This window comes from Qipengyuania benthica (assembly GCF_030717865.1).
In the GTDB taxonomy this organism is placed as follows: Bacteria; Pseudomonadota; Alphaproteobacteria; order Sphingomonadales; family Sphingomonadaceae; genus Qipengyuania; species Qipengyuania benthica.
This window is the reverse complement of sequence record NZ_JAVAIL010000004.1, coordinates 170588-185094: the sequence shown is the minus strand read 5'-3', so window position 1 is coordinate 185094 and position 14507 is coordinate 170588. Positions and strand designations below refer to the sequence as shown.

Genomic DNA, 14507 nt, shown 5'->3' with positions numbered 1-14507 from the left:
GATCGAACCGCCCGGTGCTGTAATGGCGACAGCAAGCGGTCTGCAATTGCGAGTGGCGCGTGCGGAAAGCACCGCCGCCGCCGCCGAGATCGATCGTGAGCGCAGCCTGCGCATTCCCGATCCCGTCGTTTCCGCCGGTGTTCGACGCTTCGAGGAAAGCAATGACAGTGCCTTTCTTCTCGGTGTCTCGATCCCGCTTCCCTTCTTGAATCGTAATCAGGGCAATATCGCTGCAGCCGAAGCAAGGCTGCGCGCCGCCAATGCTCGCGAGGCTGTAGCGTTGGCCGATTTCGAGCAAGCCGTGACGCGCGCACGATCGCAATATCTTGCTGCCGAAGCGCGCGTCGAGACGCTTTCCACGACATCACTCCCCCAGGCCGAGGAGGCTCTTCGGCTCGTCCGCATCGGTTATCGCAATGGCCGTTTTCCGTTGATCGAAGTGTTGAGCGCAGCCGAAGCGCGCGATGCCATTCGCGAGGCGTTGATTGCTGCGCAAGAAGACCGGGGACAAGCTGCCGCCGAACTGATCAGGCTGGCCGCACAATGAGGAATACCAAAATGAACCGCAAAAGACTGGCGATCATCGCCGGAATTGTCATACTTGTTTCGGCCTTGATGCTGATGTTCTGGCCTGACAGCCAGGTCGACACCCACGCGGACGAAGAGGTCGCAGAGACAGAACTGCCCGAGGGGCTCGTGCTAATCGAGCAAGAGCAGATCCGCACCGCCGAGATCGAGGTCGCAGCGGTGCAAACGGGTGCCGCTGTCGAACTCGTATTTCCTGCAACGGTTGCGGCAAGTCCGACCGCCAGCGCACGCATCGATGCACGGGCTTCCGGTGTCGTGCGCAGCGTTGGCAAGACGCTTGGCGATTATGTCCGGCAGGGCGAGACCGTCGCTCGGATCGAAAGCGCCGATGCGGCTGCACTCGCTTCCCAGCTTAGTGCCGCCCGCGCCCGCGTAACCGAGCTTTCGGCGGCCTATGAACGGGAGCGCCGGCTATTCGAAGCCAACGTGACCGCACGCCAGGATCTCGAAGCGGCGCGCGCCAATCTTGACGTTGCCCGTTCCGAACTGAACCGGTCGCAGGCGGCCGTCGCCGCGGCAGGCGTGAGCGGCGATGGACGCTCGCTCGCTGTCACCAGTCCGCTTTCGGGCCGTGTGACCGCCGCTCCAATCGTGCTCGGCTCGTTCGTCGACGCCGGGGAGGAGCTTTACAGCGTGGTCAATCCCAGCGGCTTGCAGATCGAGGTTGCGCTGCCTTCCGAAGATGCTTCACGCATCCAGCCTGGCGACGAGGCTGCGTTGATCCTCGGCGATGGAAGGGAGATCGGCGCTCGCGTCCGGTCGGTAACGCCTTCGCTCGATGCCGAGAGCCGTAGCGCGACAGCGGTTCTTACCTTGACGCGCGCCGTTCCCGGTCTGCAGCCCGGATCGTTCCTTCAGGCGCGTATTCGCCCCTCGGGCGAATTGGACCAGAGCCGTATCGCGGTACCCGAAGATGCTGTGCAGGTGCTCGAAGGACGCGATGTTGTCTTCGTGCGGACACGACGCGGATTTCAGGCTCGGGAGGTCGAGATCGGCAGCCGGTCTGCCGGAATGGTGACGATCCTCTCCGGGCTCGAGCCCGGTCAGCGGATCGCGACTGCCAATGCCTTCCTGTTGAAGTCCGAGCTCGAAAAGGAGGGCGCAGAACATGGCCATTGATCAAACCACGGCATCTTCTCCCATGTCTTCGGACGAAGGTAGCCACCGTCACGGCCCGATCGGAGTCATCCTCGATGTCGCCGTTCGTTTCCGCTGGGCGATCATCGTCCTGACCGTGTTCGCAGCGATCTACGGAGCGTTCAATCTGGTGCGCCTGCCGATCGACGCGGTTCCCGACATCACCAACACGCAGGTCCAGATCAACACCAGCGCTGCCGCGCTCTCACCTTCGCAGGTCGAGACGCAGGTGACCTTCCCCATCGAAACCGGACTTGCCGGGATCGAAGGCCTGGAGATGACACGATCGATTTCGCGCAACGGCTTCAGCCAGGTCACCGCGATTTTCGAGGAGGGCACCGACCTCTACTTCGCCCGGCAGCAGGTGAACGAACGGCTCGCGCCGATTGGCGCTTCATTGCCCGAAGGAGCGGAGCCTACCATGGGGCCGATCTCCACCGGCCTTGGCGAAGTGCTGATGTATACGATCGAGTATGAGCATCCCGGTGGCAAGGGTGCGACCACTGGTGGCCGCACAGGCTGGCAGTCCGATGGCAGCTTCATCACCGAACGCGGCGACCGCCTCGAGAGTGAGGTGGCTAAGGCGGCCTATCTGCGCACTGTGCAGGATTGGGTGGTCGCGCCGTTGATGCGCTCGATCGACGGCGTGGCCGGCGTGGATTCGATTGGCGGGTTCGAAAAGCAATTCCTTGTTCAGCCCGATCCGGCACGTCTCACCGGCTATGGCCTGTCATTCGACTCACTCATCGATGCTCTAGAAGCCGCCAATCTGGCGGCAGGCGCCAATTTCGTCGATCGTGCCGACGAAGCCCTGCTTGTCCGCGTGGACGCGAGGCTGGGCAGCATTGCCGACATCGAAGAAGCCGTCATTGCGACCCGCGAGGGCGTGCCCATCCGCATCGGCGATGTGGCCGATGTGGAGATCGGCGGCGACCTGCGAACCGGTGCTGCTTCACTGAACGGTGAAGAGGCGGTGGTGGGAACTGTGTTGATGCGCGCGGGCGAGAACAGCCGGACCGTTGCGGCTGGTGCTGCCGAGAGACTTGAAGAGGTCCGCGCATCGCTTCCGGACGGAGTTGTCGCTGAGATTGTCTACAATCGTTCCTCACTAGTCGATGCGACGATCTCCACCGTCGAAAAGAACCTGCTCGAAGGCGCATTGCTCGTGATCGCCGTCCTGTTCCTCTTGCTCGGCAATATCCGCGCCGCCATAATCACCGCACTGGTCATTCCCGTTTCGATGCTGATGGCAGCGGTGGGGATGAACCGGCTTGGTGTCTCAGGTAATCTGATGAGCCTGGGCGCGCTCGACTTCGGGCTGATCGTCGATGGTGCGGTCATCATTGTCGAGAACAGCGTCGCCCGGCTTGCGGCCCGGCAACATCGCGAAGGACGCTTGCTTACCTTGGGTGAGCGGCTGACCGAAACGCGTCTCGCAGCGCAGGAAATGATCAAACCGACCGTCTACGGTCAGGCGATTATCTTCCTCGTCTTCGCGCCGCTGCTGACCTTTACCGGGGTCGAGGGCAAGACGTTCTCGCCCATGGCGATCACGATGATGCTCGCGCTGGCTTCGGCCTTCGTTCTTTCATTGACCTTCGTGCCAGCGATGATTGCGGTCCTGCTCAACAAGAAGCTGACCGAAAAGGAGGTGAAGCCCATTCGCTGGGCCAAAGAGCGCTACGGTCCCGCCGTGCGCAAGGTCATTGCGCGGCCCTGGCCGATGATTGGTGCCGGGGTTGGTCTCTTCACAGTAGCGGTTTTTGTGTTCGGCTTTCTGGGCAGCGAGTTCACCCCGCAGCTCGATGAACGCGACATCGCGGTGCAATCCTTGCGCATCCCCTCGACATCGCTCGAACGCTCGCTGGCGATGCAGCGGCGGGTCGAAGACCGGCTCGAAGAGTTTCCCCAAGTTGATCTTGTGTTCTCACGGACGGGCACGGCCGAAGTCGCCAGCGATCCAATGCCCCCCAATGCTTCGGACGCTTATGTCATCCTGAAGCCTCGCGACGAATGGCCCGATCCCGATTTGCCGAAAGATGAGCTTGTTGGTGAAATGGAAAGCGCGCTCGGAGGCCTCATCGGCAATCTCTACGAGTTCAGCCAGCCTATCGAGCTGCGCTTCAACGAGCTGATCGCCGGTGTGCGCGGCGATGTCGCGGTCAAGCTCTACGGCGATGACCTCACTGCGCTCACCGAAGCTGCGGGCGAGGTCGCGGGCGTGCTTGGAGGTGTCGAAGGCGCCGCGGACGTGAAGGTGCAGCAGGTGACCGGCTTTCCTACGCTGGACATCGCCTTCGATCGCCCGACCATCGCGCGCTATGGTCTGACCGTCGAGGAAGTGGCACAGTCGGTTGCTATCGCGCTCGGCGGGCGGCCAGCAGGACTGGTGTTCGAGGGCGATCGCCGTTTCGATGTTGTCGTGCGCCTCGAGGATGCTACGCGCGACGATTTCGACCAGCTCGGCGCGCTCCCGATCGTGCTTGAAAACGGGGTCACCGTTCCTTTGCGGACATTGGCCGATTTTCAGGTCGTCGATGGCCTTGCCGAGGTTCGGCGAGAGCAGGGCCGAAGGCTTGTGATCGTCTCGGCCAACGTACGCGAGCGCGATCTCGGCTCCTTTGTTGAGGAAGCGCAGGAAAGGGTTTCGACCGGCGTCGATATGCCGCCGGCCTCCTTCATCGAATGGGGCGGACAGTATCAGAACCTGCAGGAAGCGCAGGCGCGGCTCACCATCGTCGTCCCGATTGCCTTCGCTCTGGTTCTCCTCTTGCTGTTCATGGCTTTGGGTGGATGGGTTCCAGCGCTTGCCGTGTTCAGTGCCATTCCCATGGCCTTGGCTGGCGGGGTGTTCGCTCTGGCGCTGCGAGGCTTGCCATTCTCGGTGTCGGCAGCGGTCGGCTTTATCGCGCTTTCCGGCGTGGCGGTGCTCAACGGTCTCGTCATGATGACCGCGATCCGGCAGCGACTCGACAGCGGGATGTCACTGGATGAGGCGATTGCCGATGGCGCGCTGGCGCGACTGCGACCGGTGCTCATGACCGCGTTGGTGGCGTCGCTGGGTTTTGTGCCGATGGCGATTGCCACAGGAACAGGTGCTGAGGTGCAACGTCCCTTGGCTACGGTGGTTATCGGCGGGCTGATCACAGCCACTGCGCTCACGCTGTTCGTTTTGCCAGCGATCGCTCGCCTGGTACTCGATGATGGCAAGGAGAAGCGAAGCTGGCGCCAAAGATGGTGGGACCGCCTGCGTCGCAACGTCACGCCTGAGGAACGTAAAGAACTTCGGGATGTTACTTGAAGGGGAGGGCTAATTGAAGTTAGCTAGGTCAATTTGTCTGCCTCAGATCGCTTCGGGACTGACAAGTCTCGAAGCGATCCGGTATCGGACTCAATTGCGGGCGCGCGGAGCCTCGGCAGAACGCCCGGCTGCGATACGGGCACGGCGTGGGTGTTTTTCGCCGATGGCTTCTATGCAGAGGTGCAACCTTCGGACGGTGATCTGTCCGCTGTCGGCATCTGGCGCGATGAGGGTGAGGCCATCGCATATACCATGACCATAAGCCCTTCGAACGGCATGCGCGGCCAATGCAAGTGCGCCATCTTACGATCGAAGATTGTAGCCCGGGACGGCCCTTCACCTGCAACTATCGAGGTTTCGAGCGCATCTTTTACCGCTGTCCAGAGGACGCGCCAAAGCCGCTCGACGGTCGCGCGGAACATTCAAGAGGAGAAATCGCCATGCTCACCGCAATCGAAGATAACGGTCTGTTGCTCATCAGGGCGGACGGAACGCTTTCCGATAGCGACTATGACCGCTTCGTTCCGTTTTTCGAGCGCGTCGCGGCGCGAGTTCCTGGGACGGTTCCGATGCTTATCGAACTTGCTCCCGACTTTTCTGGCTGGGATATGGGCGGTCTCTGGCGCGACCTGAAATTCGATGCGAAGCACAAGGACAGCTTCGGCCGGATCGCGATGGTCGGCGATAGTAGTTGGGAAGAGTGGGGCACCAAGCTTTTCGATCCGCTATTCCGCGCGGAGATGAGGTTTTTCACACCTGTCGAGCGGGTTGCCGCCGAAAGCTGGGCGAGAGACGGAAGGAATGCGTCATGAGCGGCGAAGGCGAACTCAACCTCGATTCGGCCGAAAAGCGCCGCACTCTCTGGATCGTTTTCTGGCTCAATGTGGCGATTGCGATAGGGTTTTTCATCACCGGGGTAATCGGCGATTCCAACGCGCTGATTGCCAATGGGCTCGACAATTCGTCGGACGCGATTGTCTATGCATTGAGCCTGCTTGCGCTCACCCGCTCCCGGGTCTGGAAGCGCGGAGCCGCGCGTTTTTCCGGGGTCATGCTGCTTGTGTTCGCAGGCGGTGTGATTCTCGATGCCATCCGGCGCTTCATGGAGGGTTCGGATCCGATCGGCGGCGTCATGATGGTGATGGCGCTGGTTGCCGGTGCGGTGAACCTCTGGTGCCTTTACCTGCTGAAACGTTTGCAGAATAAGGATGTCAATTTACGTGCAGCCACCACGTTCAGTTTGAATGATTTCGTTTCGAACGGCGGGATTATCATAGCGGGTATCGTAGTGTTTTTCACCGGATCGAATTGGCCCGATCTCGTCGTCGGGATCGGTGTGGCCTGCATAGCGATCTACGGCGGCATCGAGATCCTGCGCGATGCGCATATGGACATCCATGAGGAAGAGGGCACAGAGCACGAGGGCTGGCGCAAGTGATCGCGGTCTGGGCAGCGGTTCTCCTCGCCGCCGTCTGGGCCGCTCATTGGGGCGCGGAACGCCTGTCCGCACCGCTCAAGAAATTACGCAAGCAATGGGGGTTCTCCGTCGCGGCGGGGGGCTCCTTTTTAGGTCTAGCCGCCGCTTCGCCAGAGATGGGCATCAATGTGACGAGCGCTGCTCGTGATGTGTCCGATATCGGCCTTGGCGCCATGCTGGGTTCGACCGTTCTGGTGATTCCGGTGATCGTGACGACCGCTTATCTGGCGACCCGTAAAGGGGCCCTTGAAGGTGCTGACAAGGAGCACAAGAAGCATCGTCGTGATCATTACGTCGCGGTCGATAAGGGGGCTCTTACCGTCCAGGCGCTGCCTTACCTGGCGATCCTCGCGGTCTTCGCTCTACTGACGCTTCCCGCCCCTTGGCGCGGGTTGCAGCCGATCGATGGATGGCTGCTGCTGATCGCGTATCTCGCCTATCTCCTTCAGGCTCTCGTTCGGGGCCGAGAGAAGGGAGAGGAGGTAGAGTGGAGTCTAAAGGAGAAATGGATGGCCATAGCGGGCGTCGGCGCCCTGGCGGTCGGGGCCTACTTCACCGTATTCTCGACCGAAAGGATCGTGAGCGCACTCGGCATCCCGAATATCGTCGGCGGTCTTTTCATCACTGCCGCCGTCGCATCGCTGCCCGAGGTGTTCACGACCTGGAGCGTCGCGCGCTCCGGTCAGGTGACCTCCGCCAGCACAAGCGTGATCGGCGACCATGTCGTGACCATGACGCTCGCCTTCATCCCGCTCACCATCATCGGAACGCCGATCGAGAATTTTCAACTCTTCTGGGTCAGTCTCGCGTTCGTCGTGCTGATGGCCGCGCTATACGCTCTCTTTCTTTCGTTGGGAGACGAAGAGAAAAGAGGCTTTGGTCGATGGCACATCTTCGCGTTCTGGGCAGCCAATGCGGCTTTTATTGCCGTAATATTCCTGTGGGTGAAGCCTTTGCAAGTCTCCGGAGGAGCCGGATGAGCAATGACAACCGAGATCAGGGTGAACGGAGCGGCCATAGCCACCGCGAAGAGGATCATGACGATCAGCCCTTGCTTATGAGGACATCTCCCCGAAAAGATTTTGATGGAGATTTGCCTGTCGCGCGGAAGAAAGTCGCAGACGAACTTCCGGCGGTACGGGGTTTGAAAAGCTAATGAGCCTTTTCGACACTATCTTTGAGACACAAAGCCGATCGCATGTTTTGCTTCTTGCGATATTCGCAAGCACCGGCTTGGTCGTAGGGACGTTGTGGGTCGAACGTGTGGGGGCGGGATTGCGCCGGTCCGATCTGTTGTATCCTGCTGCTGCGGGCGTTCTGTTTGCGACCGCTGCGCTAGCGGTTACGCCGTTCGTCCAATCGGCAGTCGACAGCTGGGCCATCCCTGTGCTCTTTTTGCTCGGTGGAGGAGCCTATGTTCTTCTGTGCAAGGCAGCCGGCTATCTCAGAGGCCGTTTCGCGGACGGCAAAAGAAAGCAGCATGATCATGACGAGGATTTGTCCAATGTTGCTGTATCGTCGATCTTCTCCATCGTCGATCTGATCGGCTATGGTTTGACCCTCGGTATTGCAGCAGCCGCTTCCGTGACTTTGGCAATAGTCACCGCGGCAGGGTTGGCCATGGCGAATGTCTTGGTCAGTCGTCAGATTGGCTCCAGGTTCATAGCCGCTAGCTCAAGCCGAATGGACCGCATCGCGCTACAGGTCGGTCTCGCTCTGGCCTTCATCGGTTCTGCGCTGTTGGCATTCTGGATGGTACACAGTGTCGATAGTTTCGGGCTGCCTTGGCTCCTCACCGTCCTTGCAGGGTTGCTCCTGGCTGCGGCGGTAAGAGCTTTGCTTCTTCATCAAGCGGCACACACAGCGGGGCACTTCAAATCGCTTCTTGTTTTTCTCGTCGGGTTCGCCCTTCTCGCACTCATTTTCGCCGGGCTTGATGAATTATCAGACGCGGTGGATCTTCCGAATTCGGGTTTGGAGCATCCCGCAGAGCGACCGGCAGTCGCGTTTAGCATTGAACCCTTCACAATGGGACGCGAGTAATGGAGCAATCCCACGGTCACGCCGGACATAGTCACGGCGAAGAAAATCTCAGCGATCGCCAGCTGATCTTTGCAGTGGCGATCAACGTTTTGCTTACAGTTGCCCAAATCATTGGCGGGATCGTCTCAGGGTCGCTCGCGCTCATAGCCGACGCCTTGCACAATTTCAGCGATGCGGCTTCGCTTGGCCTGGCCTGGTTCGCGCGCAAAATCGGGCGGCGACCCGCCGACAAACTTATGACCTTCGGTTATGCGCAAGGCGAAGTCGTCGCCGCACTCATCAACCTCACGACGCTGCTTATCATCGGCTTCTACCTGTTGGTGGAGGCAATCAACCGGTTCGCCGATCCCCAACCGGTCGAGGGATGGACCGTCATAGGCGTGGCGGGCATAGCGCTGGTCATCGATCTGGTGACTGCCTTCATCGTCTATCGCGGTTCGCATGACAGCATCAACATGAAGGCGGCCTTTCTGCACAACGTCTCCGATGCTCTCGCGTCGGTCGGTGTGATCGTTGCTGGCGCGCTGATCCTGCTATACGATCTCTACATCGCGGATCTGATCATCACCCTAATCATCGCCGGTTATGTCTTCTGGCAGGGGGTGACCCTGATGCCGCGGACAGTCCGGCTCTTGATGGGCGCGGTTCCCGACGAGCTGGAGTTTGATCGGATCGTTTTGGCACTCGAAAAGTTGGATGGGATCGACGGAGTACATCATGTTCATGTTTGGTCGATCGGCGAGCATCACCGGGCGCTGGAAACGCATGTAACCCCTGAAGGCGCTTCACTTGAGCAATTCGAGAAAGTGAAGGGCCGGGCTAGGTCGATGTTGAAAGAAGAATTTCAAATTGAGCATGCGACATTCGAAGCGTGCTTTGAAACGGACTGCGAAGCCGATCTCGTTCCCGCGCATCAAACCGCACATCCGCATGAAGTTGGCGGACCCCATCAGCCTTAGATTTGTGTGCGTATTCGATGACGTCTGCAGACCACGATAATTGCTGAAAAACCGGAAACCCGGGCCGTCAAAGCTCGGCCGCAAGGTTTGGGTGCGTACGAGTGTTCGTTGAACAACCCTAACTCAGGCTTGCGAGGATTGTCGGGCTTGCCATCGGCCTGGCCCTGCTCGTGCAAAAAGGACCGCGCTGCGCAAGGTGTTAAATGCGTTGCAGTTGCTCGGTTACAAAGGAAAACAGCCGACCGCAGGCTTACTCTTTGAAGCTCAGGTAAATCACCACATCCTTGCCTCATCGGTGTCGCAAATCCCCCGCGCTGCGCTGCACAGCTACGCGCACGAGCGCTACCGAGAAGTTTTCCCAAAGCGTGTTTTTGCTCTTGCGAGGCAATCGCAATAAGGTTAGGGCCCGGATTTCCACACTCGGAGAACAGGAAGTTTTTATGTATCGTACTACCGTCTCGTCCCTCGCAATCGCTTTGTCCGCACCGGCGGTGGCACAAGAGACTACCGGGCCTGATGACGGAGAGGTGCGCGCCGAACAGATTGCAGACGAGCGCCGGGAGAATCCGGTGGATTCGATCATCGTGGTCGGCGGCCGGATCGATCCCTACCGTATCGCGGGATCGGCCGATCTTATCGACAGCGAGGATCTGCGCCGGTTCGATTACGGGGATGTAAATCGCGTCCTGCGGCAGGTCCCCGGCATCAACACGCAGGAGGAAGACGGGTTCGGCTTGTTCCCGAATATCGGTCTGCGCGGCAGTCCGGTCGAACGTTCGAGCAACATCACGCTCATGGAAGACGGCGTGCTGATCGCGCCTGCTCCCTATGCCGCGCCGGCAGCGTATTATTTCCCGGCCATCGGGCGCATGCAGGCGGTCGAAGTCACGAAAGGGGCCGCCGCCATTCGCTATGGGCCCCGTACGATCGGCGGGGCGGTCAATCTTCGGTCGACCGACATTCCGGCCGACGGGCTGGCTGGCTACGCTTTCGGGCAATACGGGTCGCGCGACTATTATCAGGGACAGGCCTGGGTCGGTGGAGACACGGACTACGTCGGCGCGCTGCTTGAAACCTACCAGCAGGGCAGCGACGGCTTCAAGACGATTGATGGGCTTCCCGACGCCGACACCGGTTTCGAGCGACAGGATTACCGTGGACGCTTGGCTGTTCACACAGCACCGGACGCGCCTGTCGAGGCGCGACTGGAATTCGTCTATGGCCGATCGGACCTTGAAGCCAACGAGACGTACCTTGGACTTGCCGACACCGATTTCGCCGCGGAGCCCTATCGTCGCTATGCGGCAAGCCAGCGCGACGCTTTTTCCGGTGAGCACGATCAATATCGCGTTACCGGCAGCTTGGCATTTTCTGACGGAACGAGGATCACAGCTACGCTGTACCGGAACGACTTTGCCCGCAGCTGGTCCAAGCTCCAGGATATCGACTTCGACGGCGATGGCAGCTTCGATTCAATTAGCTCGGTTTTCGTTAATCCAGAGGACAATGCCGGGGCGCTTAGCATCTTGCGCGGGGCGGATAGCTTCGAGGGCGCGGTTCGCATACGGAACAACAACCGCGTCTATCGCAGCGAAGGCGCTCAGATTTCGCTTGAGCGCCCCTTCGAGATGGGCGGCGCGAGGCACAACCTTGCCGTATCTGTCCGCTACCACGAGGATGAGGAAGACAGGCTGCAAAACGAGGAATTCTACTCACAGATCGGGGGTGATCTCGTCTTCGAACGGCAGACCGATCTTGGTCAGCAAGCCAACCGGGAAGCGAAAGCAAAGGCGATCGCGTTCTATATCGAGGACCGGATCGAGATCGGTGCCCTGACACTGACTCCCGGCTTGAGGTATGAAGGGATTGACCTGACCCGGCTCGACTATGCCGGGTCGGACCCGGATCGCTCAAATGGGCCGACACGTGTCCGTCAGACCAATATCGATCAGTGGTTGCCAGGTCTTGGCGCCACCTACGAGTTGGGTGATGCCATATTGCTGGCAGGTGTGTCGCGCGGTTTCTCACCTCCCGGTCCAGGCAATCCTGATGCACGGGCCGAGGAAAGCTGGAACTACGAAGCCGGGGTCCGCTATCGGAGCGACAAGGTCCAGGTCTCCGCGATCGGCTTCTACAACGACTACTCGAACCTTCTGGGCAACTGCACTCAATCCGTGGGCTGCAGCGTCGGTGATATTGGCGATCAGTTCAATGGCGGCGCGGTTACGGTCAAAGGGCTGGAACTGTCGGCGGCGGTTGAACCTCGCCTTTCCAATTCGGTCTCGTTCCCGCTCTCGCTTGCCTACACGTTCACGGATGCAGAATTCGACAGCAGCTTCGACAGCGAATTTTTTGGCGACGTAAACGAAGGCGATGACCTGCCGTACATCGCGCGCCATCAGCTCTATGTCGAAGCGGGGGTAAACATGGGACGTGCGGCGGCTACCGTTGGCGCCAACTACGTTTCCGAGTTGCGCGACAATCCAGGAAGCGGAGCCGTTGCTGAAAACGAGAGGATCGATGATCGCATCGTCTTCGATATTGCGGGAAGTTACGCGCTGACTGACAAATTCTCCCTGTTTGCGCGCGTCGACAATGTTCTCGACAATCAATACGCCGTGAGCAGGCGCCCGTTCGGTCTGCGACCAGGGGTTCCGCGGCGCATTGTGGGTGGTGCTCGGGTCAGTTTTTAAACTCCGCGTGAGGCTTTTGGCGTTGATGTTCGCGCCCCCTTCATTTTGCGTGCTTGGAGGCGAGAACTGAGATGAAAGCTGACCCTAGATCGAATGCCAGACGGGATTGGGCAGGGCGGAACTCCCCACCAAGACTGTTGCGGACGCCTGGGGGTGAGCTCGTCCGCGAATCCTGGTTCTCGAACGACAATCGTATCCCTGAAAAGTCGACCGGTGTTTTCAGTATCAGGGATTCGTCGCGATCTTTCAGGCCACGCGTGGCGCGAAAAGGATGACTGTGGCACCGCCGAGGCAGATCAATGCTCCTAGCAGATCCCAGCGATCCGGCTGTGTATCTTCGACGAGCCAGAGCCAGCCAAGCGACGCGGTGATATAGACGCCGCCATAGGCGGCGAAGGCTCGCCCTGCAGCATCCGCCTCAATGCGAGCAAGGAGATAGGCGAACAACACGAGCGCCAATACTCCGGGAAGGAGCCACCAGGCGCTCCTGTCCATTCTGAACCAGGCCCAGAACGCAAAGCACCCCGCAATCTCGGCGAGCGCGGCAAGGGGATAGATCCATATCGCGTTCACGCTTCAGTCCCCTCGGCGAGCGCTTCAATGACCAGACAGGTGCCGACCGTTCCTTGCTCGCAGTTTTCCAGCATCCGGCGCAGTTCCCTTCGGAGAGCCTCCAGATCGGCAATCTTGCGGTTGACTTCGCCCAGGTGCGCTCGTGCCAGCGTGTCGACCGCATGGCAGGCCCGCGACCGGTCGTCGGCCAGTTCGAGAAGTTCGCGAATGCGCGTCATGGAAAACCCCAGGTCGCGCGCGCGGCGAATGAAATTCAGTCTCCGGGCGTGCTCGGGACCGTAGTCGCGATAGTTGGCCTGTGTGCGGGGCGGGGACGCGAGAACGCCCTCGCGTTCATAGTAACGGATGGTTTCCGCTTTTACGCCCGCCGCGCGGGCGAGTTCACCGATCCGCATAGGCTTCCCTCGATCGCTTGACCTTGTAGCGACTACAAGGTGTATAAATCGATTCGACACAAGGAGTCGAGCGAATGGGAAAAAATTGCTGCGGTCCTGTCGAGGACGTCGAGGCGAATAATGATCCGCTGTGGCGCCGTATCCTGTGGATCGCTCTCATTCTCAATGCGGTTATGTTCAGCGTCGAAATCGTGGCGGGCCTTGCTGCTGATTCGCGTGCATTGCAGGCTGACGCACTCGATTTTCTGGGCGATGCGGCAAATTACGCCATAAGTCTCTGCGTTGCCGGAATGGCGCTTGCGTGGCGCGCTTGCGCAGCCATTGCCAAAGCAGCGACCATGCTGGCGTTCGGGCTATGGGTGCTTGGCTCCGCGATCTGGGGTTTCTTTGTCGGTGCCTCGCCGGACGCCGGGACCATGGGCATTATCGGAACCGTCGCGCTTGCGGTGAATCTCGCAGTTGCCGCGATGTTGTTCCGGTTTCGCACGGGTGATGCCAACATGCGCTCGGTGTGGATTTGCTCGCGCAACGACGCGATCGGCAATGTAGCGGTTCTGGGCGCGGCGCTGGGTGTCTTCGGAACCGGGCGCGCGTGGCCCGACCTGGTCGTGGCCGCCATTATGGCCAGCCTAGCAATTTGGGGCAGTATTGAGGTATTCGGTCAAGCGCGCGGTGAGTTGCGCTCTGCTTGAGAAGGGACTCCGACAGGCAGTTACGTGATAGCACGACCTCTGCTGGCTTACGCTAACTTCCTTTCAAAGCCCATTGAAGGCCAACCGCTTTCAATTATTGCAGGTGACCGCATGAGTACTGGTCCATCAAAACCATCCTTGCGGTGGACTCCGGAGACGGTGATGTTTTCGGCGGCCGGGTAACGATTGTCTCTCCTGATGGTGACAGTCTTGATGCAATTCGTCGCGCTGCTCATCCCGGCGACCGCTGCTCATTAGGAATCACTTTCGCTCGCTTCGACTAGGCTGACCCAAGTCCCATTTTTCGTGAGAGCCAAAGGGTCGCGGTCGGGACAAGAACCCACATGATTATGGGAACGAGTCCGATCTTTGTCCCAGGGACTAGCGGCATAGTGGGACTGTAGGTCCAGCCCCAGGCAGCCCCAACGGCCAATATTTCGACCACGGATGTTATCGCGAGACCGATGGCGAGATAGATAAGGAAGCGGGATATTGGCCAGTCGACAAGCCAAGGTGTTCGGCGGTTTCCCAACGAGGCGCCCAGATAGGCCGCCACCATGATACCCGCGTCACCGAACGATGCCAGACCACATCGGTATGCGGCTTCAACAGGACCAAGCCCGTCAGTGCTGTAGAACGGGAGCTGGAA

Annotated in this window: 12 protein-coding genes; 10 read left to right on the top strand and 2 right to left on the bottom strand. The window is 59.8% G+C overall.

The genetic code is table 11. From position 1 onward, the window contains the following. The first annotated feature begins 22 nt into the window (after positions 1–22). From Q9K01_RS12870 to Q9K01_RS12830, 9 genes are all read left to right on the top strand, one after another. On the top strand, positions 23–547 hold the full coding sequence (locus Q9K01_RS12870; RefSeq protein ID WP_269062173.1) for a TolC family protein: 525 nt from the start codon (positions 23–25) through the stop codon (positions 545–547). A gap of 11 nt (positions 548–558) precedes the next feature. Further along, entirely contained in the window at positions 559–1707 is a 1149-nt protein-coding gene (locus tag Q9K01_RS12865) for an efflux RND transporter periplasmic adaptor subunit (RefSeq protein ID WP_050600443.1), read from the top strand. Positions 1708–1729: 22 nt separating this feature from the next. Further along, positions 1730–5026, top strand: coding sequence for an efflux RND transporter permease subunit (locus tag Q9K01_RS12860; RefSeq protein ID WP_050600442.1), 3297 nt, complete (start codon positions 1730–1732; stop codon positions 5024–5026). A gap of 440 nt (positions 5027–5466) precedes the next feature. Next, on the top strand, positions 5467–5838 hold the full coding sequence (locus tag Q9K01_RS12855; protein WP_050600441.1) for a SpoIIAA family protein: 372 nt from the start codon (positions 5467–5469) through the stop codon (positions 5836–5838). Continuing rightward, complete coding sequence (locus Q9K01_RS12850) at positions 5835–6464, top strand: cation diffusion facilitator family transporter (protein WP_050600440.1); 630 nt, start codon at positions 5835–5837, stop codon at positions 6462–6464. Before Q9K01_RS12855 ends, Q9K01_RS12850 begins: the two co-directional genes overlap by 4 nt. Continuing rightward, positions 6461–7483 carry a sodium:calcium antiporter gene (locus Q9K01_RS12845; protein WP_050600439.1) on the top strand — a complete coding sequence of 341 codons (1023 nt, stop codon included), beginning with the start codon at positions 6461–6463 and terminating at the stop codon, positions 7481–7483. Before Q9K01_RS12850 ends, Q9K01_RS12845 begins: the two co-directional genes overlap by 4 nt. Before the next feature lie 175 nt (positions 7484–7658). Continuing rightward, positions 7659–8546, top strand: coding sequence for a ZIP family metal transporter (locus Q9K01_RS12840; RefSeq protein ID WP_050600438.1), 888 nt, complete (start codon positions 7659–7661; stop codon positions 8544–8546). Next, positions 8546–9505, top strand: a complete 960-nt coding sequence (locus Q9K01_RS12835; RefSeq protein WP_305930566.1) for a cation diffusion facilitator family transporter — start codon at positions 8546–8548, stop codon at positions 9503–9505. The genes Q9K01_RS12840 and Q9K01_RS12835 overlap by 1 nt, the downstream gene beginning before the upstream one ends. Positions 9506–9945: 440 nt before the next feature. Continuing rightward, entirely contained in the window at positions 9946–12198 is a 2253-nt protein-coding gene (locus Q9K01_RS12830; protein WP_063506156.1) for a TonB-dependent receptor family protein, read from the top strand. 246 nt (positions 12199–12444) lie between these two features. On the opposite strand, the gene Q9K01_RS12825 is transcribed toward Q9K01_RS12830, so the two are convergent. Both Q9K01_RS12825 and Q9K01_RS12820 read right to left on the bottom strand, forming a co-directional pair. After that, positions 12445–12771, bottom strand: a complete 327-nt coding sequence (locus Q9K01_RS12825) for a YnfA family protein (RefSeq protein WP_050600435.1) — start codon at positions 12769–12771, stop codon at positions 12445–12447. After that, entirely contained in the window at positions 12768–13166 is a 399-nt protein-coding gene (locus Q9K01_RS12820; protein WP_050600434.1) for a MerR family transcriptional regulator, read from the bottom strand. Before Q9K01_RS12820 ends, Q9K01_RS12825 begins: the two co-directional genes overlap by 4 nt. 74 nt (positions 13167–13240) lie before the next feature. On the opposite strand from Q9K01_RS12820, the gene Q9K01_RS12815 reads away from it, so the two are divergent. Further along, positions 13241–13858, top strand: a complete 618-nt coding sequence (locus Q9K01_RS12815) for a cation efflux transmembrane domain-containing protein (RefSeq protein WP_050600433.1) — start codon at positions 13241–13243, stop codon at positions 13856–13858. Positions 13859–14507 lie beyond the last annotated feature (649 nt).

Excerpts from the sequence above, each read along its gene's own strand:
- Q9K01_RS12835 (WP_305930566.1), top strand. The coding sequence starts at position 8,546 with ATGGAGCAATCCCACGGTCACGCCGGACATAGTCACGGCGAAGAAAAT.
- Q9K01_RS12870 (WP_269062173.1), top strand. The coding sequence starts at position 23 with ATGGCGACAGCAAGCGGTCTGCAATTGCGAGTGGCGCGTGCGGAAAGC.
- Q9K01_RS12840 (WP_050600438.1), top strand. The coding sequence starts at position 7,659 with ATGAGCCTTTTCGACACTATCTTTGAGACACAAAGCCGATCGCATGTT.
- Q9K01_RS12850 (WP_050600440.1), top strand. The coding sequence starts at position 5,835 with ATGAGCGGCGAAGGCGAACTCAACCTCGATTCGGCCGAAAAGCGCCGC.
- Q9K01_RS12830 (WP_063506156.1), top strand. The coding sequence starts at position 9,946 with ATGTATCGTACTACCGTCTCGTCCCTCGCAATCGCTTTGTCCGCACCG.
- Q9K01_RS12860 (WP_050600442.1), top strand. The coding sequence starts at position 1,730 with ATGTCTTCGGACGAAGGTAGCCACCGTCACGGCCCGATCGGAGTCATC.
- Q9K01_RS12865 (WP_050600443.1), top strand. The coding sequence starts at position 559 with ATGAACCGCAAAAGACTGGCGATCATCGCCGGAATTGTCATACTTGTT.
- Q9K01_RS12820 (WP_050600434.1), bottom strand. The coding sequence starts at position 13,166 with ATGCGGATCGGTGAACTCGCCCGCGCGGCGGGCGTAAAAGCGGAAACC.
- Q9K01_RS12815 (WP_050600433.1), top strand. The coding sequence starts at position 13,241 with ATGGGAAAAAATTGCTGCGGTCCTGTCGAGGACGTCGAGGCGAATAAT.
- Q9K01_RS12855 (WP_050600441.1), top strand. The coding sequence starts at position 5,467 with ATGCTCACCGCAATCGAAGATAACGGTCTGTTGCTCATCAGGGCGGAC.